22 protein-coding genes and 1 pseudogene are annotated in these 24,994 nt (G+C 71.5%); 13 read left to right on the forward strand and 10 right to left on the reverse strand.

Annotated features, from left to right (window positions below; genetic code table 11):
- The 5 genes and pseudogenes from ACFRAV_RS28475 to ACFRAV_RS28495 form a co-directional block, all read left to right on the forward strand.
- Positions 1 to 252: pseudogene (locus ACFRAV_RS28475) on the forward strand (acetyl-lysine deacetylase); the annotation flags it as partial.
- 295 nt (positions 253 to 547) lie between these two features.
- Positions 548 to 2,317, forward strand: coding sequence for an amino acid adenylation domain-containing protein (locus ACFRAV_RS28480; protein ID WP_382559577.1), 1,770 nt, complete (start codon positions 548 to 550; stop codon positions 2,315 to 2,317).
- Positions 2,314 to 3,552: a cytochrome P450 gene (locus ACFRAV_RS28485; RefSeq protein WP_382559580.1), complete on the forward strand. Its 1,239-nt coding sequence runs from the start codon at positions 2,314 to 2,316 to the stop codon at positions 3,550 to 3,552. The genes ACFRAV_RS28480 and ACFRAV_RS28485 overlap by 4 nt, the downstream gene beginning before the upstream one ends.
- Positions 3,552 to 6,647 carry an amino acid adenylation domain-containing protein gene (locus ACFRAV_RS28490; RefSeq protein ID WP_382559583.1) on the forward strand — a complete coding sequence of 1,032 codons (3,096 nt, stop codon included), beginning with the start codon at positions 3,552 to 3,554 and terminating at the stop codon, positions 6,645 to 6,647. Before ACFRAV_RS28485 ends, ACFRAV_RS28490 begins: the two co-directional genes overlap by 1 nt.
- A 200-nt stretch (positions 6,648 to 6,847) precedes the next feature.
- The gene (locus tag ACFRAV_RS28495; RefSeq protein ID WP_382559586.1) at positions 6,848 to 7,618 is read left to right on the forward strand and encodes a thioesterase II family protein; all 771 of its coding nucleotides are present in this window, start codon (positions 6,848 to 6,850) and stop codon (positions 7,616 to 7,618) included.
- A 116-nt stretch (positions 7,619 to 7,734) separates the two neighbouring features.
- Here the strand turns inward: ACFRAV_RS28495 and ACFRAV_RS28500 are convergent, their stop codons facing one another.
- Complete coding sequence (locus ACFRAV_RS28500) at positions 7,735 to 8,931, reverse strand: acetyl-CoA carboxylase biotin carboxylase subunit family protein (RefSeq protein ID WP_382559589.1); 1,197 nt, start codon at positions 8,929 to 8,931, stop codon at positions 7,735 to 7,737.
- Between the two features lie 363 nt (positions 8,932 to 9,294).
- Between ACFRAV_RS28500 and argC the strand changes: the two genes are divergently transcribed.
- From argC to ACFRAV_RS28540, 8 genes are all read left to right on the forward strand, one after another.
- Positions 9,295 to 10,323, forward strand: coding sequence for an N-acetyl-gamma-glutamyl-phosphate reductase (gene argC / locus ACFRAV_RS28505; protein ID WP_382559592.1), 1,029 nt, complete (start codon positions 9,295 to 9,297; stop codon positions 10,321 to 10,323).
- A gap of 21 nt (positions 10,324 to 10,344) precedes the next feature.
- Positions 10,345 to 11,217, forward strand: a complete 873-nt coding sequence (locus ACFRAV_RS28510) for a [LysW]-aminoadipate kinase (protein WP_382559595.1) — start codon at positions 10,345 to 10,347, stop codon at positions 11,215 to 11,217.
- Entirely contained in the window at positions 11,214 to 11,777 is a 564-nt protein-coding gene (gene cysC, locus ACFRAV_RS28515; protein ID WP_382559598.1) for an adenylyl-sulfate kinase, read from the forward strand. Before ACFRAV_RS28510 ends, cysC begins: the two co-directional genes overlap by 4 nt.
- Positions 11,774 to 12,721, forward strand: a complete 948-nt coding sequence (gene cysD / locus ACFRAV_RS28520; RefSeq protein ID WP_382559601.1) for a sulfate adenylyltransferase subunit CysD — start codon at positions 11,774 to 11,776, stop codon at positions 12,719 to 12,721. The genes cysC and cysD overlap by 4 nt, the downstream gene beginning before the upstream one ends.
- A 2-nt stretch (positions 12,722 to 12,723) precedes the next feature.
- Positions 12,724 to 14,079, forward strand: coding sequence for a sulfate adenylyltransferase subunit 1 (locus ACFRAV_RS28525; protein ID WP_382559604.1), 1,356 nt, complete (start codon positions 12,724 to 12,726; stop codon positions 14,077 to 14,079).
- A 270-nt stretch (positions 14,080 to 14,349) separates the two neighbouring features.
- A complete protein-coding gene (locus ACFRAV_RS28530) occupies positions 14,350 to 15,447 on the forward strand; it encodes an ABC transporter substrate-binding protein (protein WP_382559638.1) in 1,098 nt (365 codons plus the stop codon).
- 34 nt (positions 15,448 to 15,481) lie between these two features.
- On the forward strand, positions 15,482 to 16,276 hold the full coding sequence (locus ACFRAV_RS28535) for an ABC transporter ATP-binding protein (RefSeq protein ID WP_382559607.1): 795 nt from the start codon (positions 15,482 to 15,484) through the stop codon (positions 16,274 to 16,276).
- Positions 16,263 to 17,189: an ABC transporter permease gene (locus ACFRAV_RS28540; protein ID WP_382559610.1), complete on the forward strand. Its 927-nt coding sequence runs from the start codon at positions 16,263 to 16,265 to the stop codon at positions 17,187 to 17,189. The genes ACFRAV_RS28535 and ACFRAV_RS28540 overlap by 14 nt, the downstream gene beginning before the upstream one ends.
- A gap of 45 nt (positions 17,190 to 17,234) precedes the next feature.
- On the opposite strand, the gene ACFRAV_RS28545 is transcribed toward ACFRAV_RS28540, so the two are convergent.
- The 9 genes from ACFRAV_RS28545 to ACFRAV_RS28585 all read right to left on the reverse strand — a co-directional run bounded on the left by ACFRAV_RS28545 (position 17,235) and on the right by ACFRAV_RS28585 (position 24,615).
- Positions 17,235 to 17,588, reverse strand: a complete 354-nt coding sequence (locus ACFRAV_RS28545; RefSeq protein WP_382559613.1) for a VOC family protein — start codon at positions 17,586 to 17,588, stop codon at positions 17,235 to 17,237.
- A gap of 52 nt (positions 17,589 to 17,640) precedes the next feature.
- Positions 17,641 to 18,414, reverse strand: coding sequence for a 4'-phosphopantetheinyl transferase family protein (locus tag ACFRAV_RS28550; RefSeq protein ID WP_382559616.1), 774 nt, complete (start codon positions 18,412 to 18,414; stop codon positions 17,641 to 17,643).
- 197 nt (positions 18,415 to 18,611) lie between these two features.
- Positions 18,612 to 18,809 carry a lysine biosynthesis protein LysW gene (locus ACFRAV_RS28555; protein ID WP_382559619.1) on the reverse strand — a complete coding sequence of 66 codons (198 nt, stop codon included), beginning with the start codon at positions 18,807 to 18,809 and terminating at the stop codon, positions 18,612 to 18,614.
- Entirely contained in the window at positions 18,806 to 19,777 is a 972-nt protein-coding gene (locus ACFRAV_RS28560; protein ID WP_382559622.1) for a transketolase family protein, read from the reverse strand. Before ACFRAV_RS28560 ends, ACFRAV_RS28555 begins: the two co-directional genes overlap by 4 nt.
- Positions 19,774 to 20,625 (reverse strand): transketolase, encoded by an 852-nt coding sequence (locus ACFRAV_RS28565; protein ID WP_382559625.1) that lies wholly within the window; start codon positions 20,623 to 20,625, stop codon positions 19,774 to 19,776. Before ACFRAV_RS28565 ends, ACFRAV_RS28560 begins: the two co-directional genes overlap by 4 nt.
- Positions 20,622 to 21,917 carry a DegT/DnrJ/EryC1/StrS family aminotransferase gene (locus ACFRAV_RS28570; protein ID WP_382559628.1) on the reverse strand — a complete coding sequence of 432 codons (1,296 nt, stop codon included), beginning with the start codon at positions 21,915 to 21,917 and terminating at the stop codon, positions 20,622 to 20,624. Before ACFRAV_RS28570 ends, ACFRAV_RS28565 begins: the two co-directional genes overlap by 4 nt.
- Before the next feature lie 43 nt (positions 21,918 to 21,960).
- Positions 21,961 to 22,998 carry a BtrH N-terminal domain-containing protein gene (locus ACFRAV_RS28575; protein WP_382559631.1) on the reverse strand — a complete coding sequence of 346 codons (1,038 nt, stop codon included), beginning with the start codon at positions 22,996 to 22,998 and terminating at the stop codon, positions 21,961 to 21,963.
- A 1-nt stretch (position 22,999) separates the two neighbouring features.
- Positions 23,000 to 23,572 (reverse strand): hypothetical protein, encoded by a 573-nt coding sequence (locus tag ACFRAV_RS28580; protein ID WP_382559634.1) that lies wholly within the window; start codon positions 23,570 to 23,572, stop codon positions 23,000 to 23,002.
- A 251-nt stretch (positions 23,573 to 23,823) separates the two neighbouring features.
- A complete protein-coding gene (locus tag ACFRAV_RS28585; protein WP_382559636.1) occupies positions 23,824 to 24,615 on the reverse strand; it encodes a sulfotransferase family protein in 792 nt (263 codons plus the stop codon).
- Positions 24,616 to 24,994 lie beyond the last annotated feature (379 nt).

Consider the following 24,994-nt stretch of genomic DNA (forward strand, 5'->3'; position numbering starts at 1 on the left):
CCGCGGCTGAAGGTGAAGACGGCGACGTCGGACATGAACACGCTCGCCGAGGTGTGGGACATCCCGATGGCGACCTACGGTCCCGGGGACAGCAGCCTTGATCACGCGGACGACGAGCACATCGTGCTGTCGGAGTACCTGCGGGGCATCGACGTGCTGACCAGTGCGATCGAGGAACTCGCGGGCCTGCCCGCACGCCCGGACCACGACCCGGCCGGCGACGCGCCGCTACGCATCAGGAGTCTTCGGTGACCGACATGACCCGGCGCGTCGCCGCGCTCCCCGAACAACGCCGCACGCAGTCGTACGGTCCGGTCACTCGATGCCCTGACGCGGCGGAATTCGTCTGCCGATGCCATCACATTCACGTTCGACTTCCGTGAGGTCGACGCTTTTTCGGGCTCGCCGAATGCGAGCTCCATGTCGAGGACGGCGGTCTCGTTCGTCGGCAGGGCCGTTCCATCCGTGAGTACTCGATGGTGCGGCGTGCAGGGTCGCCTATCGCGAATTCCGAGAATGTCATACGGAAAAACAGGAGGAAGCAGTGGTGATCAGGGGATCTGTCGGCACCCTCACGGAGCTCTTCGGGCGGTCCGTGGAGGCGCACCCGCACCGTCCGGCCGTTCGGGACGACACCCGGACTCTGACCTATGCGCAGCTGGACGAGGAGTCCAACGCGGTCAGCGCGCTGCTGCGGAGTCACGGGGTGGGGGCCGAGGACCGTGTCGGCATCTATCTGCGCAGGTCGGCCGAGCTCTTCGTGGCGATCCTCGGGATCCTCAAGGCGGGGGCGGCGTATGTCGCCGTGGACAGCCGCTACCCGGACGCCCGTCGCGATCTGATGCTGGAGAACAGCGGCGCGAAGATCGTGCTCACCGAGGCCGGATGGGAGGACCGGCTGACGTCCGTGTCCGCCCGGATCGTCTCCATCGAGGACCGCGCCGGCGCGGACACCGCTCCGGCCGAGGGGGTCGTGGAACCGAACAGCGCGGCCAGCGTGCTGTTCACCTCCGGTTCCTCCGGCGAGCCCAAGGCGATCGTCCTGGAGCACCGCAACATCCTCTCCTTCGCCTCCAACCCGAGCCTGCCGGTGCTCACCACGGCAGACCGGGTCGGCCAGATATCCAGCATCTCCTTCGACGCCTTCCACTTCGAGATGTGGAGCACCCTCGGGTACGGTGCGCAGGCGGTCATCCTCCCGCCCGTGCCGGATCTGCTGGCCGCCGACTTCCAGCGGCAGATGAGGCAGTACGGCATCACGGCGATGCTCGTGCCGACCATGGTGATCAACCACGTGGTGCGCGAGGACCGGGACGCCTTCGCCCCGCTGCGCGTCCTCCAGGCCGGCGGTGACGTGCTCCTCCCGGCGGCCTGCCGGGCGCTGCTGGGCGGGCAGTTCAAGGGCACCCTCTACAACCTCTACGGTCCCGCCGAGATCACCACCGCCTGCACCGCGCATCAGGTGACGGCCGAGGACGCGGAGTCCGACGCCATCCCGATCGGCCTGCCCCTGGACGGAGTGTCGGTGCGGGTGCTCTCCCCGGATCTGGAGCCCGTGGCTCCCGGCGAGACCGGCGAGCTGTTCGTCAGCGGCCCCGGCGTGGCCCGCGGCTACCAGGACCGCCCCGATCTGACCGACGAGCGCTTCCTCACCCTGCCGGGCGAGCCCGGCGGCGCACGCATGTACCGCACCGGCGACTTGGTGCGGCAGCGCGAGGACGGCGCCCTGATGTTCGTCGGCCGTGCCGACAACCAGGTCAAGATCCGTGGCTACCGGGTCGAACCGGGTGAGGTCGAGCGGGGTCTGCGCCGCTACCCCGAGGTCCAGGAAGCCGTCGTGCTGCCGCAGGGCGAGGGCAACGACCGGCGCCTGGTGGCGTTCGTGGTGCTCGAGGACGGCCTGGGCGTCAAGGAGCTGCGCGAGCGGGCCCAGCGCGACCTGCCGGACTTCATGGTGCCCAGTCAGTTCATCATGCAGGACCGGATCCCGGCGACGGCGCACGGCAAGCGCGACCTCGACGCCCTGCGCGAGGTGCTCGACAAGCACCTGGAGCGCGAGGCGTCGTACGCGGGTCCGCAGACCGACACCGAGCGGTTCCTCACCGGCCTCTGGGAGAACCTGCTCAGCACCGAACGCGTCGGCCGGGACGAGGACTTCTTCGGCCTGGGCGGCCACTCGCTGCTCGCCTTCCGCATGCACCACCGCATCAACCGTGAGCTCGGCCTCTCCCTCCCCTTCCCGGTGCTGCTCAACAACACCGTGCTGAAGGACCTCGCGGCGGCCATCGACGCGTCGCGCGAAGGAGCGACGGCATGAGCCGGCAGACCCTGACCCAGCCGCAGACGGTCACCGGCATCGACCTCACCGACGTCGACCTGTTCGTGCGCGGCGACCACACGGCCGCCTTCGCCAAGCTCCGCGCCGAGCAGCCCGTCTACCTGAACGAAGGCGCCGACGGCAGCCGCTTCTGGGCCCTGACCAGGTACGACGACGTGATGTGGGCCTACCGCAATCACGAGGCCTTCGGCTCCGGGCGCGGCGCCATCGTGGGCGGCTCCTTCCGCAGCGAGGAGGACACCTCGGCCGGGCGGATGCTGGTCACCACCGACCTGCCCCGCCACCGCATGCTCAAGCAGGCGATCCACCCGTCGATGTCACCGGGCGTGGCCAAGCGCGTCGCGGCACAGGTCGCCGAGCTCCTCGCCGGCGCCCTGGAGCGGATCCGTGCGGACGGCGGCTGCGACTTCGCCACCGACGTCGCTCCGGAGCTTCCGGCCGGTGCGCTCATGGTGGTCATGGGCATCAGCCACGAGCAGGCTCACCACCTCATCGGGCTGACCCGGCGGATGGTCGGCTACCGCGACGAGATCTTCGTGGACACCGGCGGTGACCAGCGGCTGCGCCTGGCCTGGCTGCAGGCCGAGGTGTTCGAGTTCTTCGCCGACATCGTCGCCGAGCGCCGCCGCAACCCCGGCGACGACCTGATCAGCAACCTCCTGCGCGCGGAGGTCAACGGCCGCCGGCTGAACGAGGAGGAGATCTTCTACAACTGCATGAACGTCGCCGTCGGCGGCAACGAGACCTCGTCGTACACCGCGTGCACCGGTCTGCTCGCGCTGATGGACCATCCCGAGCAGTACCAGCGGCTGCGCGAGTCGCCGCAGCTCGTCGGCACCGCCGTCGAGGAGATGCTGCGCTGGAGCTCGACCAACGCCTACGTGCAGCGGGTGGCCAAGCACGACGTGGAACGCGGTGGCGTCCGGATCGAGGCAGGTGAGTCCGTCACCCTGTGGAACTACTCCGCCAACCGTGACGAGGCCCAGTTCCAGGACCCGCACCTCTTCGACATCACCCGCACCCCCAACCGCCACCTGACCTACGGTTCAGGGCTGCACCGCTGCATCGGGGCGCCCATCGCCCAGGCGGAGCTGTCGCTGCTCTTCGACCAGCTGAACGCTTCCGGGCTGCGGTTCGGGCTCGCCGGCGAGGTCCGCCGGCTGCGTTCGAACTTCCTGCTCGGCATCACCCGCCTCCCCGTGGAGGTCGTCTGATGACCACCCCCGCCGAGGCCAACCCCTACGAGTTCGGTGAACGCATCGAACAGGTGGTGGCCCACCATGCCCGGCACCGGCCCCACGCGGTCGCCGTCCAACAGGGCGAACGGAAGCTCACCTACGGCGAGTTGACCGAGCGGGCCGAGACGGTGGCGGCCGCGCTGAGCGGGCTCGGCGTCGGGCCCGGCCAGCACGTCGCGGTGCGCGTGCCGCGCTCACCGGAACTGGTGACCGCGCTGCTCGGCGTCCTGCGCGCGGGCGCCTCCTACGTGGCGATCGACTCGCAGTGGCCGCAGGCACGGGTGGACGAGACGCTCCGGGGTGCGGATACGGCGCTGTGCGTCGTCGACGCGCCCGGCGCGCGGACCGACCCGGCCGGGGCGGAGGTGCGCACCGTCACCCTCGCCTCCCTGCTGGAGCTCGGGCGCACCGCCCCGGTTCCCGAGCCGCTGCACGACGGCACCGCGACGGCCTGCGTCTTCTACACCTCCGGTTCCACCGGGAAACCCAAGGGGGTGCTCTCCCCGCACCGGGGAACCATCCGCACCCTGGTCAACTGCCCTGACATTCCCCTCGGCCAGGACTCGGTGTTCCACCAGGCGGCCCCGCCGGCCTGGGACGGGCTCTCGCTCGAGCTGTGGGCGCCGCTGCTCAACGGCGGCCGCTGCGTCCTGATGGACCGGGCGGCCACGGCGCTGGACGCACAGGGGCTGGAGGCGGCCGTACGGCAGGGCGTGAACAGCCTCTGGCTCACCAGCTCGCTGTTCAACGTGCTGGCGGAGGAGCGGATCGAGCTCTTCGGCGCGGTGCGCCTGCTGCTGGTCGGCGGCGAGCGGGTGTCGGTGAGCAACGCCCGCCGCGTGATGACGGCGTTCCCCGCTCTGCACATGGTCAACGGATACGGCCCGGTCGAGAGCACCATCTTCGCCACCACCCATGTGATCCGCCCGGCCGACGTGGACGAGGACAGCACGGAGATCCCGATCGGGACACCGGTGCCCCGTACCACGGTGACCCTGCTCGGCGCGGACGGGCGGCCTGTCGCGGACGGCGACATGGGCGAGGTCGCGGTCGCCGGCGACGGAGTGGCCCTCGGCTACGCCGGCGCCCCCGAGGAGACCGCTCGCCGGTTCTTCACCGAGGGCGGCGTGCGTTTCTACCGCACGGGCGACCTCGCGGTGCGCGACGCCGAGGGGCTGCTGCGCTACCGGGGGAGGACCGACCACCAGTTCAAGATCAGGGGAGTGCGCATCGAGGCCGGCGAGGTCGAGGCCGTCCTGGAGAACCACCCCGAGGTCGCCGTCTGCTGTGTTCTTCCGCTGGAGACGACGCCCGGGCGCGTCCAGCTCGCGGCGGCCTACACGACCGTCCACCAGCAGCCGCTGGACGAAGCCGAGTTGACGGAGCACGCGGCTCGCAGCCTGCTCGGCGCGATGGTGCCGACGCGGCTGGCACACGCCGTGCAGCTCCCGCTGACCGCCAACGGGAAGGCCGACCGCAGGGCGGTGGAGGCGCTGCTGCTCCGCAGCGCCGGACCGGCCGGCGTAGCGGAGCAGCAGCGGCCGGCACAGGGCAGCCCGGTCCTGGACGACATCCGCGAGCTGCTCGGCCTGGCGCACCTGGCCGAGGACGACGACCTCGTCATGGCCGGCGCGACCTCGCTCGACGTGATCCGGCTGGCGGCCCGGGTCGGCACCCGCCGGGGCGCCCGCCTGACCGCCTCCGACGTCTACCGGCTGCGTACGGCGCGCGCCATCGCCGCCCACTGCGCGCAGGCGGCCCCCGGCGAGCAGCTGCCCGCCCCCGGCCCCGACCGCTCCGCCTCCGCCCCGCTCGCCCGCGCCCAACAGCGTTTCTGGCTGGCGGAGATGAGCGCTCCGGGATCCGCGGACAACATGATCGTGCTGGCCTACGCACTCGACGGGCCACTCCGGAGCGACCTGCTTCAGGACGCCCTGAACGATGTCGTCGAGGCCCACCCGGTGCTGCGCACCGTCTACCCGTGGCTCGACGAGGCCCCGCAGCAGCAGGTGCTCGCACCCGCGGACGCGGCCCTCGTGCTGGAACACGTCACGCCTCCCGGCGCCGAGGGGACGCGGGATGCGGCCGAAGCGGTGACGGCCGACTGGTGGACGAAGCCGTTCTCGCTGGGGGACGAGGTCCCGTTGCGGGCCCGGCTGTGCCGCCTGGCCGAGGACCGGCACCTGCTCTGCCTCCACGTGCACCACATCGCCTTCGACGGATGGTCGGAGTCGGTGTTCGTCGACGAGCTGGCGCGCGCGTACGCGGCGCGGTCGGAGGGCCGGAAGCACGAGGCGGCGCCGGCACTGTCGTACGGGGAGTTCAGCACCTGGGAGGCGACCCGCCTCGCGGACTGGGCCGGCTGTGACCTGACCTACTGGAAGGAGGAGCTGGCAGAGCTCCCGGACCCGTTCCTGCCCGCCCCCGCGCGGACGGGCGCCGGTCCGGCGGCCCGGCTCGAACGGGGTCTGAAGGTCGACGCGCGGACCGTGCGGCGGCTCGAGCAGGCCGCCGCCCGCCGCGGCGGCCCCGCCCTGGCGGCGTTGCTCGCCGGCGCCACCCGCGCCCTGGCCCGCACCTTCGACGTCGATGAGCTCGCGGTGGGCTCGGTGACCGCCGGCCGCTTCGACCCGGCTCTGGAGCCGGTGGTCGGCTACTTCGTCAACCCGTTCGCCGTGGTGCTCTCGCCCCCGCGCGACGGCGGCGCCGAGGACGTCCTGGATCAGGCGACCGCCCGGGTGGTGTCACACCTCCAGCACGTGCACACCCCGTTCGACGAGCTCGTCCGCGTCCTCGCGCCGCCCCGGGACCGGCACCCCTTCTTCCAGAGCTGGGTCGTCCTCCAGGGTCTGCCTCCGCGCGGCAGCCTCGGTGGTCAGGTGGCGGTCGAGCCGGTGCGGGTGCGCCAGCCCACCACCGACATCGAGCTGATGGTGGAGGCGGTCCCGGCTCCGGACGGCTCCTGGGACCTCTACCTGCTGTGGCGTGCGGACGGGATCGCCGCCGCCCGGGCGGAGGAGCTTCTGGCCGGTCTGCACACCGCACTCGGCGAGACCGCGGACTGCGCCTGAGCGGCGCACGGCGCGCTCGCGGGGTGCTCCACGACGACCGGCAGGGCGGTCCGCGCCGCGCGGACCGCCCTGCCTCGTCGCGGACGGCCGGTGCGGCAGGCGCGACACATTCCCTTCTCTCCCCGCAGGTCCGAGCCACCGCAGGTCCGAGCCACCCTCGACCGCGCGGGCGGACCGCAAGCGAAAGGCCGGTGGGATCCATGAGCCCGGACACGACCCAGCGGTGGCTGCGCCGCTTCCACCCCTGCCCCGACGCCCCCGTCCAGCTCCTGTGCCTGCCCCACGCGGGCGGCTCGGCGAGCTTCTACTTCCCGTTCTCGCGGGCGCTCGCGGGCAGTGCCGAGGTGGTGTGCGTCCAGTACCCCGGCCGCCAGGAGCGCCACGACGAGCCCGGCATCACGGAGCTGCACACCCTGGCCGACCGGATCACCGAGGCCGTGGCGGAAGGGGCGGACGACCGGCCGCTGGCCCTGTTCGGGCACAGCATGGGCGCCATGCTGGCCTTCGAGGTCGCCGGCCGCCTCGAGGACGCGGGCATCACGGTCGCGACGCTCTTCGTCTCCGGGCGGCGGGCCCCCTCCCGTCAGCGCCCCGTGCGCAACGTGCACGGCTTCACCGACGAGCAGCTGGTGGCCGAGCTCGCGGCACTGGACGGGACCGAGGCCGAACTGCTCGGTGATCCGGATGTGCTGCGTCTGATCCTCCCGGCGATCCGCAGTGACTACGAGGCGGTGGAGACCTACCGCCACCGACCGCGGCCGCAGTTGCGCTGCCCGGTCGTGGCGCTGGTCGGCGACCGTGATCCCCGCGTCGACCTCGACGAGGCCGCCGCCTGGGCGGACCACACCGCGCGGCCCTTCGCCCTCCAGGTGTTCCCCGGCGGCCACTTCTACCTGTCGGCCCAGCAGGACGCGGTGGTCGGGCTGATGCGGCGGCACCTGACCGCGTCCCTCCCGGTCGGCGCCGGCTGACCTCTCGTCAGCGGACGCCGCCGAGCCGGCCGGCGGGGAACAAAGCGGAAAGAAGCCTGGTCCGCCCCCTCGCGGGTGACGGACCAGGCTTCCCTGCGGTCGAGCGGGCCGGTTACTTACGGCCTGACGCGGTACTCGAAGGTGTCGAGGGCCTTCGTCGCGTACGCACGCAGCTCCTCCACGGAGTCCGCGGTGAGGGTGAGCGAGAGGAAGAAGTTCTCCTTGTTCAGCTGGGTCACCCGGTAACCGTCGGACAGGCGCACGCTGATGATGCCGGGCAGGGCGAGCAGGTCCTCCTCGGTGGTGACGGCCTCGACCGTGCCGATCTCCTCGGCCTCCAGCTCCACGTTGCCGAACATCGGCTGCTCGCGCATCGGTCCCAGGTCCTGCGGCGCGTACTCACCCAGCGCCATGGAGACGGCCGTCGCGATCACATCGATGCCGTAGAGGTTCTGGATGGACGAGGGGATCCCCGTGTGGAAGCCGCCGGGACGGGGGTTGATCTCGATGAGCTCGGTCCGGCCGTCTTCCGAGCTCCGGCCCTCGAAGTGCAGCCATATCTGGTCGAGACCCCGGTCGGCGCACAGGGTGTCGACCGCTTCGCACAGCACACGCACGCCGTCGCGCACGTGACTCGCCTGAGGCGGGTGGAACGAGAGCCCCGCGTCATGGTTCCTGGTGTAGTCGTAGTCGGCCTTCTCGACCGCGAGGAGCGGGTGGAAGCGGCCGTTCAGTACGGGGCCGTCCACGGAGAACTCCGTGCCGGACACGAACTCCTCGGCGATCAGCTCCACGCCGCCCGCCCCGGACTCCTCCAGCTCCTTCAGGTAGCCCAGCAGCTCCTCCTGGTCGTCCACCCGCTTGACCAGGTACGAGGCCGCCGACTCCCGCGCGGGCTTGACGACGGCGGGGAAGAAGTCGACCGACCTCGGGTCGCCGGAGAACTTGAGCTCGGACAGCCCCAGGACACGCATGTGCTCCCGGACCAGGGTCTTGCTCGCCAGCACGGCACGGCCGGCACCGCCACCGGGAAGGCCGTAATGCGTGGTGAGCGCGATGCTCCACTCGAGCAGCTTCTCGACCATGCTGACGACGGCGATCGGCTCGATTCCCCGCTCGCCGATCCGGGCCGTGAGAGCCGACAACTCCTCGCCGTCCCAGTCGAACACGATGTGGTCGTCGCAGAGGCCGGCGTGGGGATCGTCCTGCCGGTCGGAGACGAGCACCGGTCGCAGATCACGAGCCCGGAGTTCCGCGACCGCGGCGGGCACGTTGCCGATGGCTATCCATGAGAGGACGAGCACGGATTTCATGTCACGGGCCTCCGGAGGCTTTCGAAAAGGGCATTCTGATGACGCGTGGAAAACAATGCTGGCATGCGGGGAGGCCGGACCGAATAAGCGGGACGACTACGCGGACCGAATCCGTTGGGAAAAGGGGGGCTCCGGAGGCGCCCGTGCCGTGGTTCCCGCACGCGGGGCCGCCCGGGAGTAATCGCCGCGCGTACCCGGTCCGCTCTCACGTAAGCCGGATCGTCGTGGTGGATGAGCCTGTCGCGGACGCGTGGAATGCGGTGGGTTCCTAGATTGCATTTCCATGTGGTGGCTTGGATGTGCCGTCCGACTGGTCGAGCACTTTCGCTACGGAGGTCCTGTGGTGATCGGGGTGGAGGCGTGATGCGGGTGGTGGTGGCCGGCGCGGCCGGCTATATCGGCGGGGAATTGTTGCGGCTGCTCATCGGTCACCCCGAGGTGGAGGTGGTGGGCGCGGTCTCCTCCCGTTTCCCCGGCAAAAGGGTCGACGGGGTGCACCCGAATCTGCGGGCCTCCACCGATCTGCTGTTCTGCACCGCCGACGAGATCACCGAGTGCGACGCGGTCTTCCTGGCCCTGCCGCACCGGGCCGTGATGACGCAGATCGAGTACTGGACCCAGCGGGCCAAGCTCGTCATCGACCTGACCGGTGACTTCCGCCTCAACGACCCGGAGGTCTTCGCGCGCTACTACGGCAGTGAGCACCAGGCCCCGCATCTGCTGGACGCCTTCGTGCCCGGCCTGCCCGAACTGCACCGCGAGCGGTTGCGCGGCGCGGACCTGATCAGCGTGCCCGGCTGCATGGCCATGGCCGGCGTCCTCGCCCTCCTCCCGCTCGTCGCGCACGAACTGATCGACACGGAGGCGGGCGTCCAGCTCGACGCCCGCACCGGCTCGAGCGGCTCCGGCTCCACCGCCGGCCCGGCGAACCTGCACGCCGAACGCAGCGGCGCGATGCGCGTGTTCGCCCCCACCAGCCACCGCCACGAGGCCGAGATCTCCCAGCACCTGGGAATCCCCGCGGCGATGACGGCCACCGGAGTCGAAGCCGTCCGCGGGGTCCAGACGGTCGCTCACACCACCCTGCGCCCCGGCGTCGGCAAGTCCGATCTCCGGCGGGCCTTCCGCCGGCAGTACGCCGAGGAACCCTTCGTACGTGTCGTCGCCCACCAGCGCGGCATCTTCCGCTACCCCGATCCGAAGATCCTCCTGGGCTCCAACTACTGCGACGTCGGCTACGCCCTCGACGAGGACACCGGGCGCCTGACCGTCATCGGCGCCCTCGACAACCTGGTCAAGGGCGGTGCGGGCAACGCCGTCCAGTGTCTCAACATCCGCATGGGCTGGCCCGAGACCTTCGGCCTCACCTTCCCCGGCCTCCACCCCCTGTAGACCTAGCCCTCCGGAGAGACCGTGACCACCTCACCACTGACCGTCGTCAAATGCGGCGGCAACCCGGCCGTCGACGCCGCGGGCATCTGTGCCGACATCGCCCGGCTCGTCCACGAGGGGCACTCCGTCGTCCTGGTCCACGGAGGCTCCGGAGAGATCCGGAGACTCGCCGGGGAACTCGGCGTCCCGCAGCGGACCCTCGTCGCACCGGACAACGTCTCCACGCGCTACACCGACCCGGCCACGCTCGACGTGGTCGTCCTCGCGCTGACCGGGGCGGTCAAACCCAGACTGGTCGCGGAACTCGCCCGCCACGACGTGCCCGCGGTCGGACTCACCGGCATGGACGGCGGCATGCTCCGCGCCCGCCGCAAGTCCGTCATCCGCTCCGTCGTCGACGGCCGTACCGTGCTGGTCCGCGACAACCACAGCGGCCGGATCACCACGGTCCGCACCGAACTGACCGAAGCGCTGCTACGCCTCGGCCACGTCCCGGTCGTCTCGCCGCCCGCCATCGACGAGCACGACCACCCGGTCAACGTCGACGCCGACCGCGCCGCGGCGGCGCTCGCCGTCGCACTCGGCGCCGACCACCTGCTGCTGCTCACCGGGGCACCCGGCGTGCTCGCCGACCCCGACGACCCCACCAGCGTGCAGAGCACCCATCGCATATCCCCGACCGGCCCGCCCGACCGCTCCGCCACCGGCGGCATGGCGCTCAAGCTCATCGCCGCGCGTGAAGCACTCACCGGCGGAGTCGGCACCGTACGCATCGCCGACGGACGCGTCTCCGCCCCGGTCAGCCGGGCACTGGCGGGGGCCGGCACCACCGTGCGCATCGCCTCCGCCGAGGAACTGGTCCCCAGCACACGCGAAACGGAGATCCACGCATGACCGAACGGAAGGGCAAAACGGCCGTGTGGCAGGGCGGCACGGTCTGGCTGACCGGGCTGCCGAGTGCGGGCAAGACCACGATCGCGACGGTCCTCGCCGAGCGGCTGCGGGCCGAAGGACACCGGGTGCAGGTGCTCGACGGCGACGAGATCCGGGCGGCGCTCTCCGCGGACCTGGGCTTCTCGAAGGAGGACCGGGACACCAACGTGCGCCGGATCGGCTACGTGGCCGGGCTGCTCGCCGCGCACGGTGTCACCGTGCTGGTGCCGGTCATCGCTCCGTACGCGATGTCACGGGAGGCCGTGCGGGACCGGCACGCCGCACAGGGCGTCCCCTACCTCGAGGTGCACGTGGCGACCCCGCCGGAGATCTGCGCGGACCGGGACGTGAAGGGCCTCTACGCCCAGCAGGCAGCGGGCGAGATCAGCGGCCTCACCGGCGCCGACGACCCCTACGAGGCCCCCGTCGCCCCCGACCTGCGCATCGACACGCGGGACCGGACCGTCGAGGAGTCGGTCCAGCAGGTGCACGCGGCGCTCACCGAGCGAGGTCTGTCATGACCGTGGTGACCCCGGCCTTGCCCGCCGGCCCGCGGCACACGCCGGTGCCGCCCCCGCTGACCCACCTCGACGCACTGGAGGCCGAGGCGGCCCATGTCTTCCGCGAGGTGGCGGGCGAGTTCGACCGGTCGACGCTGCTGTTCTCCGGCGGCAAGGACTCGATCGTCATGCTGCACGTGGCGCTCAAGGCGTTCGCCCCCGCGCCCCTGCCGTTCTCGCTGCTGCACGTGGACACCGGCCACAACTTCCCCGAGGTGATCGCCTACCGCGACCGCGTCGTCGAGCGGCACGGCCTCCACCTCGATGTGGCGTCCGTGCAGTCGTACATCGACGACGGAAGGCTCCGCGAGCGCCCCGACGGCACCCGCAATCCGCTGCAGACCGTTCCCCTGCTCGACGCGATCCGTGCCGGCCGTTTCGGCGCGGTGTTCGGCGGCGGAAGGCGGGACGAGGAGAAGGCACGAGCCAAGGAGCGGGTGTTCAGCCTGCGGGACGAGTTCGGCGGCTGGGACCCGCGCCGGCAGCGGCCCGAGCTGTGGCAGCTGTACAACGGCCACCACCAGCCGGGTGAGCACGTCCGCGTCTTCCCCCTGTCCAACTGGACCGAGCTGGACGTCTGGCAGTACATCGAGCGGGAGGACATCGAACTGCCGGAGATCTACTTCGCGCACCGGCGCCAGGTGTTCCGGCGCGACGGCATGTGGCTGGCGTCCGGCGGGTGGGGCGGTCCCCGGGACGGTGAGTCGCTGTGCGAGCGCCAGGTCCGCTACCGGACGGTCGGCGACATGTCCTGCACCGGCGCGGTCGACTCCTCGGCCTCGACGGTGGGCGCCGTGATCGCGGAGATCTCGGCGAGCCGGGTCACCGAGCGCGGTGCGAGCAGGGCCGACGACCGGCTGTCCGAGGCCGCCATGGAGGACCGCAAGCGAGAAGGGTACTTCTAGAGATGACGACAGGCTTCACGGACACGGTCGTTCCGAGCGATGCGCCCGACCGGCTTCCGGGCGGCCTGCTGCGGCTGGCCACCTGCGGTTCGGTCGACGACGGCAAGTCCACCCTGGTCGGACGGCTGCTGTACGACACCAAGTCCGTCCTCGCCGACCAGGCGTCGGCCATCGAGGAGGCTTCGCGCAGGCGCGGCCAGGACGGGCCCGACCTGGCGCTGCTCACCGACGGCCTGCGGGCCGAGCGCGAGCAGGGCATCACCATCGACGTGGCCTACCGCTACTTCGCCACTCCCCGGCGCCGTTTCATCCTGGCCGACGCCCCCGGACATGTTCAATACACCCGCAACATGGTGACCGGCGCCTCCACCGCGGACCTCGCCGTGGTCCTGGTCGACGCACGCAACGGCGTCATCGAGCAGACCCGCAGGCACGCGGCGGTCGCCGCCCTGCTCCGCGTCCCGCACGTGGTGCTCGCCGTCAACAAGATGGACCTGGTGGGCTACCGGGAGACGGTCTTCGCCGCGATCGTCGAGGAGTTCACGGCCTACGCGAGCGGGCTGGGCGTGCCCGAGATCACCGCGATCCCGATCTCGGCCCTGGCCGGCGACAACGTGGTGGAGCCGTCCGCCCACATGGACTGGTACGGCGGCCCGACCGTTCTGGAGCACCTGGAGACGGTCCCGGTCGGCCAGGACGGGGCCTTCCGCCACGCGCGCCTTCCGGTGCAGTACGTGATCCGCCCGCAGACCGCCGAGCACCCCGACTACCGCGGCTACGCCGGCCAGATCGCGGCCGGCGCCCTCCGGGTCGGCGAGCCGGTGACCGTACTGCCCTCGGGCCGTACGTCCAGGGTCTCCGGGATCGACCTGCTCGGCCGGTCCGTGGAGACGGCCTGGACGCCGCAGTCGGTCACCCTCCTCCTGGAGGACGACGTCGACGTCTCGCGCGGCGACCTGATCGTGCCGACCGGTGACGCGCCCGCCACCACGCGCGACGTCGAGGCGACCGTGTGCCACCTCGCCGACCGGCCGCTCACGACCGGTCAGCGGGTGCTGCTCAAGCACACCACCCGCACCGTCAAGGCGATCGTCCAGGAGATCCCGTCCCGGCTCACCCTGGACGACCTCTCCCAGCACCCGGACCCCGGGCAGCTGGTCGCCAACGACATCGGCCGGATCAAGGTGCGCACCTCCGAGCCGCTCGCGCTCGACGCCTACGCCGACTCCCGCCGCACCGGTTCCTTCCTCCTGATCGACCCGGCGGACGGCACCACGCTCGCGGCCTGCATGGCGGGCGACTCCTTCGTCGCCGCCGAGGCCGCGGTCGCGGTGGACGAGGAGGGCTGGGACTTCTGAGGGCGCCCGCGGATCCACCCGCACCACCGAACACCTGCCGTCGTCCCGGCCGCGTCCACCGGAGCCCAGGCTCCGGTGGACGCGAGCGCCGGGCCTCCGAGAGGACACCCTCCCGTGCCTGCCGGCCGTGAGTCCCGCACCACCCCGCGCCGTGAGTCCCGCACCACCCCGCGCCGTGAGTCCCGCACCACCCCGCGCCGTGAGTCCCGCACCACCCCGCGCCGTGAGTCCCGCACCGCCCCGCGCCGCGGCGTCGCCGCCGCCGCTGCCCTGCTCCTGCTGCCCGGCGCGCTCGCCGCGTGCGGCTACGGCTCGCAGGCCACGACGGACGACGCGGCGTCCCAGGCCGTCCCGGTCGCCGCCGGCGCCCGGAAGCTCTCCGCCGACACCGTGCGGATCGGCTACTTCCCGAACCTGACGCACGCCACCCCGCTGGTCGGAGTCCAGGAGGGCCTGTTCCAGAAGGAGCTCGGCGGCACCACGGTACGGACCGCCACCTTCAACGCCGGACCCTCCGAGATCGAGGCGCTCAACGCGGGCTCCGTCGACATCGGCTGGATCGGACCCTCGCCCGCCGTCAACGGCTTCACCAGGTCGGGCGGCAAGAGCCTGCGCATCATCGGCGGTTCGGCCTCCGGCGGTGTCAAGCTGGTCGTCGACCCGGACCGGATCAGGTCCGTGGCCGACCTCAGGGGCAAGAGGATCGCCACCCCCCAACTGGGCAACACCCAGGACGTGGCGTTCCTCCACTGGATCTCCGAGCAGGGCTGGAAGATCGACGCCCAGAGCGGCGAGGGCGACGTCTCCGTCGTCCGCACGGACAACGCGATCACCCCGCAGGCATACGCGTCCGGCTCCGTCGACGGCGCCTGGGTGCCGGAGCCGACCGCGTCCAGGCTGGTCTCCGCCGGCGCGAAGGTCCTCCTCGACGAGTCGGACCTGTGGCCGGACAAGAAGTTCGTGGTCACCCACATCGTCGTGTCGCAGAGGTTCCTCGAGGACCACCCGGACGTCGTCGAGGCGGTCCTGCGCGGCTCGGTGAGGACCAACGAGTGGATCAAGGCCGACCCGGACAGGGCGAAGACCTCCGCGAACGCCGCGCTGAAGGCGCTCACGGGCAAGGAACTGCCCGCGGACGTCATCGACCCGGCCTGGAAGTCGATCGAGACGACGGACGACCCGCTGGCCGCCACCCTCCGGGCGCAGGCCGACCACGCGGTGAAGGCCCGCCTGTGCGAGAAGCCCGACCTGAACGGCATCTACGACCTCGCCCCGCTCAACAAGGTCCTCGAGGCCATGGGCAGGACCCCGGTCACCGACGCCGGTCTCGGCGTCGGACAACCGCGTCACAGGCCGGGTTCCCGGTGATCCCCGGGAACAGGCTCGCCAGGAGGTGAGGACCATGACCACCGCTGTCGCCCGGCCGCCGGGCCGCACGGGCCGGGGGACCGCGTACGCCGCCCGGATCGGGCACGTCTCGAAGTCCTACGCCGGGCCCGTCGGGCCCCAGCTCGTGCTCGACGACATCACGCTCGACGTCGCCCCGGGCGAGTTCGTCACGCTCCTCGGGGCCTCCGGGTGCGGCAAGTCGACGCTGCTCAACCTGGTGGCGGGCCTCGACCGGCCGACCACCGGGGCCATCGAGACGCCGGGCGGCCGGCCCGCGCTGATGTTCCAGGAGCACGCGCTGTTCCCGTGGCTCACCGCGGGCAAGAACATCGAACTGGCCCTGCGGTTGCGCGGCGTGGCCAGGGCCGAGCGGCGCACCCGCGCCGAGGAACTGCTCGGTCTGGTGCGGCTGAACGGGGCGTACGGCAAGCGGGTGCACGAACTGTCGGGAGGCATGCGCCAGCGCGTCGCGATGGCCCGCGCGCTCGCCCAGGACAGCCGGCTCCTGCTGATGGACGAGCCCTTCGCGGCGCTCGACGCCATCACCCGGGACGTCCTGCACGACGAGCTGACCCGCATCTGGCGCGAGGCGAACCTGTCCGTCCTGTTCGTCACGCACAACGTCCGCGAGGCCGTCCGGCTCGCCCAGCGGGTCGTGCTCCTCTCGTCCCGGCCGGGACGGGTGGCCCGCGAGTGGACCGTGGACATCCCGCACCCGCGCCGCATCGAGGACCCCGACGTCGCCGAGCTGGCCGCGGAGATCGTCGGACAACTGCGTGGGGAGATCCGCCGCCATGGCCGCCACTGACATCGCCACTGACATCGCCGCTGACATCGCCACCGACATCAGGACCGGGCCGCGGTCCGAGGACCTGGGCGGTCTCGGAGCGGGCCTGGACGCCCTCGAGGCGGTGCGGACGCACCGCACCCCGCTGCGTGAGGTGCTCGTCAAGAAGGTCCTGCCGCCGCTGACCGCCGTGGCCCTGGTCCTCGCCGTCTGGCAGAGTCTGGTCTGGGCCGAGGTCTCCGAGCCCACCAAGCTGCCGTCGGTGTCGGCGGTGTGGAGCAGCCTCACCGACATGTGGCTGCGGGGCACCCTGTTCGACGTCGTGTGGACCAGCGTCTCGCGTGGTCTGCTCGGCTTCCTGCTCGCCCTCGCCCTCGGCACGCCGCTGGGGCTCCTGGTCGCCCGGGTGACCTTCGTCCGTGCGGCGATCGGCCCGGTCCTGTCCGGACTGCAGTCACTGCCGTCGGTGGCCTGGGTGCCGCCGGCCGTCCTGTGGCTCGGCCTCGACAACACGATGATGTACGCCGTGATCCTCCTCGGAGCCGTGCCCTCGATCGCCAACGGCCTCGTCTCGGGCGTCGGCCAGGTGCCCCCGCTGTTCCTGCGGGCCGGCCGGACCCTGGGGGCGACGGGACTGCGCGAGGCCTGGCACATCACGATGCCGGCGGCGCTGCCGGGCTACGTCTCGGGCCTCAAGCAGGGCTGGGCGTTCTCCTGGCGCTCCCTGATGGCCGCCGAGATCATCGCCTCCTCGCCCGATCTCGGGCTGGGGCTCGGCCAGTTGCTGGAGAACGGCCGCAACAACGCGGACATGCCCGGCATCTTCCTCGCGATCATCCTCATCCTGGTCGTCGGCGTCGCCGTCGACCTCCTGGTCTTCAGCCCGCTGGAGCGCCGGGTGCTGCGCCGCCACGGCCTGCTGGTCAGGGGCTGAGGACGCCGCCGGGCGCGGACCGCACCCTTGGGGAACCGGTCCCGCTCAGCTCCTCGGCTCGGACAGGACGCAGAATTCGTTGCCCTCCGGGTCGAAGAGGGTCACCCAGTGCTGTCCTTCCTGCACGGGGTCGGCGCGCCGGGCGCCGAGGGCTACCAGCCGGGCGACCTCGGCCTCGTGGTCGTCGGGCCGGAAGTCGGGGTGGAGCCGGTTCTTCGCCGCCTTGCCCTCGGGGACGGGGACGAAGAGCAGCCCCGGCATACGGTCCGGCGCGGGCCGGATCTCGATGATCTCCTCGGTATGGTCGACCACCACCCAGCCGAGAGCCTCGGCCCACCACTGCCCGAGGGAGATGGGGTCCAAGGAGTCGACGGTGATCTGTTCCCATGCGAGTGCCATGGGCGCGAGCATAATCAGTGGGCCGGCTGCCGGGGGGCGGGGTGACCGCCGTTCACCCTCGGGCAGGTGTGCGAATTTCCGGAAGGGCACGGTGAACGCGGAGCATGCGGGATTCCGGGGAATTCACCGCGACGGCAGTGGCGTAACCGGTTGCCAGGGGCAGGTCGGTGAGGCGCCACCCCGGAAGGTCGCCGCGTACGTCGTCCGCCGCCAGGCCGCGGCCGAGGCCGGTGCCCAGGCCCTTGAGATAGGCCTCCTTGCGGGCCCACAGGCGGGCGAAGACCGCCGGCCGGTCCTCGGGAGCCGCGGCCTCGACGTCCGCGTGTTCCGACGGATGCAGCAGCGGCGCCAGCTGCTCCGCGACCCCGGGCTCCGGAACGGGCTCCGCGTCGACGCCGATCGCGACGGGTGCGGCTCCGATCAGGACCAGATCCTGGCTGTGGGAGAGGGAGAACTCCACGGAGGCCGAGGTCAGTACGGGCCGTCCGTGCGGCTCCCGACAGCAGGGGCAGGGAGCGCGGGTGAAGCGGAGGGCCTCGGGCGCCACGCCGGTCAGACCGGACAGGGCCGTACGGAGCGCCACGTGGGCGAACCCGTGGAGCGCACGGTCACGGCCGTGGCGGAAGCTCGCGGTTCGACGGCGTTCCCGCTCGTCCAGGACGGACAGGTCGAGCGAGGACTCCGTGACGCCGGCCGGAATCCGCAGCACCCACAGGTGCGCCTCGCTCGTGCCGCACGCGTCGGTGCCCGTGCCCGTGCCCGTGCCCGTGCCCGTGCCCGTGCGCAGTGCTGTAGCTGTGCCCGTGAGGGGCGTGCTCGGGGACATGTCGACGGCCGTTCCCTCCCGTCGGTGTCTCGTGACCCCGGACGCGGTGCCTGGTGGACGTGCCGCATTCCGGGGAGCGGACCCGGTCCTCAGTGGCCGGCCCGGAAGGCCTGCCGCTGGGGGACCGGGTCCCGCTCGGTCGTCGACCGTGCGGAAGCCGGGTGGGAGTCCCGGATCCGACGTCGGTCCGGTGCCGGCTATTCGCCCCAGTCCTCCTCGACCTCCGGCGCGAGGGCGAGCATCGTCGGGCTCAGCGCCACGATCTCCAGTTCGCTGCGGCAGCCCGCGCACTCCAGGATCTCGTTGAGCCGTACCGAATCATTGATCTGAACCTGCTCCTCGCACTCCGGGCAGGCGTGCCCGGTGGTCTCGGTCTCGGTCGCGGTCATGGTCATGAAACGTATTCCTTCCGATCGGTCCTCCCGGAGTGGGTCGTCGTGTCCAGGGCCGTACGGACCGCCCTGACGACCCGCTCCGCGGTGAGGTCGTAATGTGCGACGAGGTGTTCCTGGTTGCCCACCTCGTCGACGAACTTGTCGGGCATGCCGAGCCTCAGCACCCGTGTGGGCGCCTCCTCCGCCAGGGTCTCGGCCACCGCGCCACCGAGGCCGCCGCTGCGCCAGTGCTCCTCCAGCGTCACCACGAGCGAGGCCGGCCGGGCCGCGGCCACCAGGGCCTCCGTGTCGAACGGGCACAGGGTGTGCATGTTCAGCACGGTGGCCCCGATGCCTTGTCCGGCGAGAACCTCCGCTGCCGTGAGGCAGGCGAGCACCGGGTAGGGGCCGCAGGCGGCGAGCACCACGTCGCCGCCCTCCCGAAGGGTCTGCGCCTGCCCGATGACGGGCGGCGGGGCGGCCACCGGCAGTTCCGGCGTCGGTTTGCGGCCGAGCCGGACGTAGAGCGGTCCGGCCACGTTCAGACTCTGCTCGACGAACGCCTCGGTGGCCGCGGCGTCGGCAGGCACCACCACCGTCATTCCGGGCAGCACCCGCATCACGGCGAGGTCTTCCAGGGCCTGGTGCGTCGGTCCGAGGTGGCCCGCGGCGAGACCGCCGTGCGTGGCCATGATGCGGACGGGCAGCTTGTTGTACGCGATGTCGATCTTGATCGCTTCCAGTGCCCGGGAGGTGGCGAAGGCGGCCATCGTGTTGACGAACGGGACCCGCCCGCTCGCCGCCATGCCGGCGGCCATGCCCATCAGGTTGTGCTCGGCGATGCCGAGGTTGAGGTACTGGTCGCCGGCCGCCGCGACGTAGTCGGCGCCGAACAGACCGGTGTCGGAGTCCAGGCACATCAGTTCGGGGTGCCGGTGCAGCAGAGGAAGCAGACGGTCCCGGTAGGCCTCTCGGGTCGCACGGCTCATCCGGTGGCCTCCCTGGCGTGCAGTGTGCGGACCGCCCGGGCGTGGTTGCGCGGCGACAGGCGCACGTAGTGACTGGCACTGCGGCCGGCGAGGAACGGCAGGCCCTGGCCCTTGACCGTGCGGGCGATCAGCACGCTCGGTCTGCCCGGCTCCCACGGCGCGGCGTCGAGATGCTGCGCGAGTTCGTCCGGGTCGTGGCCGTCCACGTCGCGGACCGCCCAGCCGAAGCTCCGCCAGCGGTCGGCCAGCGGTTCCATCGGCGCGATGCCCTCGGTGGCGCCGGTCAGCTGAAGGCCGTTGCGGTCGACCACCGCCACCAGCCGGTCGAGGCGCAGCGACGCGGCCGCGATGGCCGCCTCCCACACCGAGCCCTCCTGGAGCTCGCCGTCGCCGAGCAGGACGAAGGTGCGCGCGGCACGGCCGGCGTACCGGGCGGCCAGCGCGAATCCGCAGCCCAGCGCGAGTCCGTGACCGAGCGAACCGGTCGGCAACTCCACACCGGGCACCGCGCGGACCGGATGGCCCATCAGCCTGCTGCCGGGGCGCCCGTATCCGGCGAGCTCCTCGACCGGGAAGAACCCCCTCTCGGCCAGCGTCGCGTAGAGACCGACGGCGGCGTGGCCCTTGCTGAGCAGGAAGCGGTCGCGATCCGGGTCGTCCGGTCGCCGCGGGTCCACGTTCAGCACCGAGAAGTACAGGGCGGCGAGGATGTCGGCGCTGGAGAACGCGCCGCCGAGGTGGCCGCCCTCGGGCCCCGCGCACATGTCGACGACGTGGGACCGGATGCGCGCGGCGACCGCGCCCAGGGTGTCCCGCGTGTCCCGCTCCTGTGCCTGGAGGACGGTCATGAGGCCGCCTTCGCGAGCGTGGCCACCATGTCCTTGTTCGCCCACACCTTCTCGAAGGCGTCGGCGTACAGATCGAGCAGTTCGCCGGCGCCCGGGTGCAGATGGCGCTTCTGCACCGTGAGGGAGTCGGCGATGACCGCACGGGTCACCGGGTAGTCCTCGCCCGCGGTCGTGCCGGGTGCGCCGGTCACGGACCACGGGTAGCCGGAACCGAAGCCGACGCGGTCGGTGAAGACCTTCTGGTCGGGCAGCGGCATCAGCTGGTACTGCGACATCGGCACCCCCTCGGCGCGCAGCAGCCGCCGCAGCGCCGAGCGCAGCGCCTCGGGCCGCACCCCGTCGAGGCCGAACGCCGCGGGGTCGAAGCGGAAGCGCAGGATGTGCCAGGCGTGGGTGGTGTCCGGCAGCGCGGTCGGCACCGTCAGGCCCGGCAGCTCGGCCAGGCGCGCGAGGAAGCCGGTGACGTTCTCCTGCCGGGCCCGCTCGTAGGCGTCGAACCGGTCGAGCTGCGCGAGGGTGAACGCGGCCTGGAGGGCGTTCATCTTGTAGTTCCAGCCCAGGCCGTACGAGATGTAGTCGCGGTCCCGGCCGGCCTCGATGTCCTCGCCGAACTGCCGTCCGCGGCGCATTCTGGCGGCCAGCGCGGGGTCCTGGGTGACCAGCAGGCCGCCCTCGCCGCAGGTCGGGATGTTCTTGCTGACCTGGAGGCTGAAGGCGCCCGCGTCGCCGATCGCGCCGACCGGGCGTCCGCGGTGGGTCGCGCCGGGAGCCTGGGCGGCGTCCTCGACGATCGCGAGGCCGTGCCTGCGGGCGATCGCGGTGAGCCGGTCCATGTCAGCCGGTGCGCCGTGCAGGTGTACGGGGATGATCGCCTTGGTCCGGGGGGTGATACGGCGTTCGACGTCATCCGGATCGATGTTGAACGTGACGGGGTCGATGTCGGCGAAGACCGGCACCGCCATCTGGTGCACCGGGGCGAGCCCGGTGGCGATGAAGCTGAACGCGGGCACGATCACCTCGTCACCGGGACCGATGCCCAACGCGGCGAGGGCGAGGGCCAGCGCCGCCGTGCCGTTGGACACCGCGACGCAGGCCTCGTGGCCGAAGCGGCGTGCCCAGTCCTCCTCGAGTCGGGACACCGCGTTCACGCCGTCGGTGTCGGACACCAGGCGCGGGCCGTCGAGTGCGTCGAGGACGGCCTTGCGGTCCTCGTCCTCGATCAGCGGCCACTGCACATGGCGCCGGTCCCTCGGTACGGTCGCCGTACCGCCGAACGCTGCCAGCTTGCTCATCACTCTCCAGTCCGCTTCGTCACGGAGGTAGATTCAGGTACGTTCACAGCCGCGCCGCCGCCGCGGCGACGGCGTCGACCGCGCGCGCGTAGGCGGCGCGCAGCAGCGTGGTGTGGTGCGCGACGTCGGGGGCGGCCGCGCGCGGGTCGCCGTGACCGTGCGCGCCGGTGAACCGCAGCCCGGTCCACGCGTGGGCGACGGTCTCGACCGCGCGGCCCGCTCCGGCGAGCACCGCGTCGTCCCAGTCGCGGCCGCAGCGGCGCAGCAGCTCGCCGTGCAGCGAGGCCTGCGCCTGCATGGCCCAGCCGAACGGGTACAGCTCGCGCAGTGCGCCCGCGTCCCCCGCCCGGCACCGCTCCGTCAGTTCCGCGGCGAACGCGTCGTAGCCGGCGAGGCCGGTACGGGCGGAGGTCTGGGTGGTGAAGCCCTCCATGTCGGTGCGCAGGTAGCCGCCCAGGACCTCCGGTGTCAGGGGCGCCGGCTGGGCGCCGAGGCTGACGTCGAGGCAGCGTCGGCCGATCGCCGAGTCGCTGAAGAAGGCATCCTGCACGTCGGTCGGATTGGCGGAGCCCCAGCTGCGCAGGAACTCCTTGACGGGCACGGCGCCACGGAAGGCGGGCGGCATCGCGTCGGAGACGTGGACCACGCCGCGGGTCTCGTCCAGGCCGTAGATCACCACCAGGTGCGCGGCGTGCACGTCCCCGTACGCGGGCCTGAAGGGCAGGTGGAAGTTGTCCACGGCGGCGATGACGAGCCGGTCGTCGGCCAGCCGCTCCCGCACCTCACGCCACACGTCCCCCTCGTCGGCGGGCTGCCACCAGGTGGCACCCAGGTCGTGGTGCGGGGCGAGGGCGCGACCCAACTGCCCCTCGGCACAAGGGTAGTAGAACTCCTCGGACCTGACGTCGCCCGGCAGGTGCAGGAACTCCCACCCCGCACCCAGTACGGCCAGGGGGTCGACTCCTTCGCGAGCCAGCACCGAGCCGCACGTGGCCTGCAGGCAGCTGATGAGGTCGCGGTACCAGAGCTCGGGCTCAGGACCGGTGATCGTGTACGTGCGGGCTGTCGCCTCGACGGCCATGTCAGGACTCCGTCCGCTGCAGGGTGAGGGCGAAGACGTGCACCGCGACGTTGCGGGGCAGCAGGATGCCGGTGAGACCGGTGCGCCGGGTGACAGGGACCCGCTGGGCCCACATGACCGCGGGGATGCCGCGCTGCACGTGGTGCGGGTAGTGCATGACGAGGCTCTCGAAGGCCTTGGTCTCGCCGAACCAGGCGGGCGCCGCCCAGAAGTCGGAGACCCGGAGCGCTTCCGCGTCGACCGAGCCGTCGGCGAAGTTCAGCTGGACGGTGTCCTCGCTGCGACGTTCGGACGCGGCCAGCACGTGGATCCAGTCGTAACGGCCCTCCGGGACGCGGATGAACTGGCCGGCACAGCGGACGTTGTCCGGTCCTTCGCAGACAGGGGGGAACTGGAACGGGACGCCGTCCACGTGGACGAGACTTCCGCCCGCGGGCAGGTATTCGGCGGCGAAGGAGTTCCTCCACACGTTGAATGCGCCGGCCTTGGTCTCGGTCGCCGCGGAAACGGCCGTGTTGTTGCGATGGCCGGAGATGTCGACCGTGGCGAACAGGTCGCTTCTGGCGGGGGGCACCGTAGTTTCCCTCACGTCGCGCGCGTCACGGAAAGCATTCTCCGGATGCCGTGCACTTCTGGTGGAGGGTACCAATTTCTCCGTCAAGTTACCCGCCTCACTAAAAACCATCTCAAGTCTCAACAGTCCAGGGGTGCCGAGGACCGGGCCGGCCGTCAATCTCTCCATCCACGCCCCGGCGACCTTGCATGCCTGCGTCACCGCTCTGTTCACGAGCCGGACGATCATTTCGATCATTCCTGGCCGGGCGCTCACGGTCGCAGCGCGACAGCACGCAGCTTTTCGTAGTACGGCATGTGATAGTCGCGGTAGGCGCTCAGTTCCGGGTTCGCCGCGACCAATTCGGCCGACGCGCCAGAACTGCGCTGGAAGCCGGCGGTCCGGCTGGTCGACTCGTGCCATTTACTGGTCGACTGCCACTCCGAGCGCATGCCCGGCTGCCAGTTCAGCGCCTCCGGGATGAAGGGGATGCCGGCGGCCTCGCAGTACATGCGCACGGTCTCGGCCGGGCGGTCGAGCAGATCGTCGGAGTCGATCACGATCGGCGTGGTTCCGGTGGCGGCCTGCACCGCGGTGAAGATCTCGTACAGCCACGCGAAGCCGATCTCGTCGCGGCCCAGGTCCGGGTTCAGCTTGTGGTGCGAGGCGATGGCCTCGGCGGGATCGCGAATGATGAACGTGTGGGTCGCGGCCGCGAGGAACTCCCCGTCGGCGAGGAGCGCCGGGTAGTGGAAGTCCGTGGTGTCCTTGAAGAACACCGGCTTCGACGCGGCGACGGCGCGTAGCGCCGTGAGCACGCCCTGCTCGTCGTGCGCGATCCGGTCACCGACCTCCACCTCGCCGAAGTCGACCACCCGGGAGAACGGTTCGTGGACGACGGCATGGTCGTCGCGTTCGGTCATCATCCGCGCGAACGCGGTGGACCGGCAGCGCGGCGCGCTCCACAAAGCGAGTACCGGGATCCTTTCCGGTGTACGTCCCACGATTTTCCCCCTCTGCTCCGGTGTGCCGTGAACTCTTCCGGCCTGTTCCGGAATCCACACCAGCGTGACACGGCAGGCACGGGTACCGAGTAATCGGAGTTCGTAGCCGTACGGGGGTGGGTCAGCGGGGTGTTTCCCGGTGATTGCACTTGTCGCGGACGCTCGGGGGCCGGCGGGCTCGTAGCTTCTTTTCCATGCGACAGGTCGGTTGTTCCGCCCTGGGTTAGTCAGTGGTCCTAGTACGGAGGTCACGTGTCAACGACACCAGAGCGCCCGGGCGCATGCGGCCGGCGTGAGGGAGGGGCCCACCGGATGGATGTCCCGCATCACGTCACGGGTCGTCCGCTGGATCGGGTGCGGCGATGAAGGGGGTTTTCGCTGCGTCGGGGAGGGTGACCGAGACGTATGCGGCGGGGTTGCTCCGGGCGATGCTGGAGAT

Source organism: Streptomyces sp. NPDC056600, from assembly GCF_042792855.1.
Classification (GTDB): Bacteria; Actinomycetota; Actinomycetes; order Streptomycetales; family Streptomycetaceae; genus Streptomyces.

Bases quoted from the DNA above. Each gene is read 5' to 3' on its own strand.
- ACFRAV_RS28575 (WP_382559631.1), bottom strand. From the start codon at position 22,998: ATGGCCGTCGAGGCGACAGCCCGCACGTACACGATCACCGGTCCTGAG.
- ACFRAV_RS28570 (WP_382559628.1), bottom strand. From the start codon at position 21,917: ATGAGCAAGCTGGCAGCGTTCGGCGGTACGGCGACCGTACCGAGGGAC.
- cysD (WP_382559601.1), top strand. From the start codon at position 11,774: ATGACCGTGGTGACCCCGGCCTTGCCCGCCGGCCCGCGGCACACGCCG.
- ACFRAV_RS28500 (WP_382559589.1), bottom strand. From the start codon at position 8,931: ATGAAATCCGTGCTCGTCCTCTCATGGATAGCCATCGGCAACGTGCCC.
- ACFRAV_RS28525 (WP_382559604.1), top strand. From the start codon at position 12,724: ATGACGACAGGCTTCACGGACACGGTCGTTCCGAGCGATGCGCCCGAC.
- ACFRAV_RS28485 (WP_382559580.1), top strand. From the start codon at position 2,314: ATGAGCCGGCAGACCCTGACCCAGCCGCAGACGGTCACCGGCATCGAC.
- ACFRAV_RS28545 (WP_382559613.1), bottom strand. From the start codon at position 17,588: ATGGCACTCGCATGGGAACAGATCACCGTCGACTCCTTGGACCCCATC.
- ACFRAV_RS28495 (WP_382559586.1), top strand. From the start codon at position 6,848: ATGAGCCCGGACACGACCCAGCGGTGGCTGCGCCGCTTCCACCCCTGC.
- ACFRAV_RS28550 (WP_382559616.1), bottom strand. From the start codon at position 18,414: ATGTCCCCGAGCACGCCCCTCACGGGCACAGCTACAGCACTGCGCACG.
- ACFRAV_RS28565 (WP_382559625.1), bottom strand. From the start codon at position 20,625: ATGACCGTCCTCCAGGCACAGGAGCGGGACACGCGGGACACCCTGGGC.
- ACFRAV_RS28540 (WP_382559610.1), top strand. From the start codon at position 16,263: ATGGCCGCCACTGACATCGCCACTGACATCGCCGCTGACATCGCCACC.
- ACFRAV_RS28560 (WP_382559622.1), bottom strand. From the start codon at position 19,777: ATGAGCCGTGCGACCCGAGAGGCCTACCGGGACCGTCTGCTTCCTCTG.
- ACFRAV_RS28490 (WP_382559583.1), top strand. From the start codon at position 3,552: ATGACCACCCCCGCCGAGGCCAACCCCTACGAGTTCGGTGAACGCATC.
- cysC (WP_382559598.1), top strand. From the start codon at position 11,214: ATGACCGAACGGAAGGGCAAAACGGCCGTGTGGCAGGGCGGCACGGTC.
- ACFRAV_RS28535 (WP_382559607.1), top strand. From the start codon at position 15,482: ATGACCACCGCTGTCGCCCGGCCGCCGGGCCGCACGGGCCGGGGGACC.
- argC (WP_382559592.1), top strand. From the start codon at position 9,295: ATGCGGGTGGTGGTGGCCGGCGCGGCCGGCTATATCGGCGGGGAATTG.
- ACFRAV_RS28555 (WP_382559619.1), bottom strand. From the start codon at position 18,809: ATGACCATGACCGCGACCGAGACCGAGACCACCGGGCACGCCTGCCCG.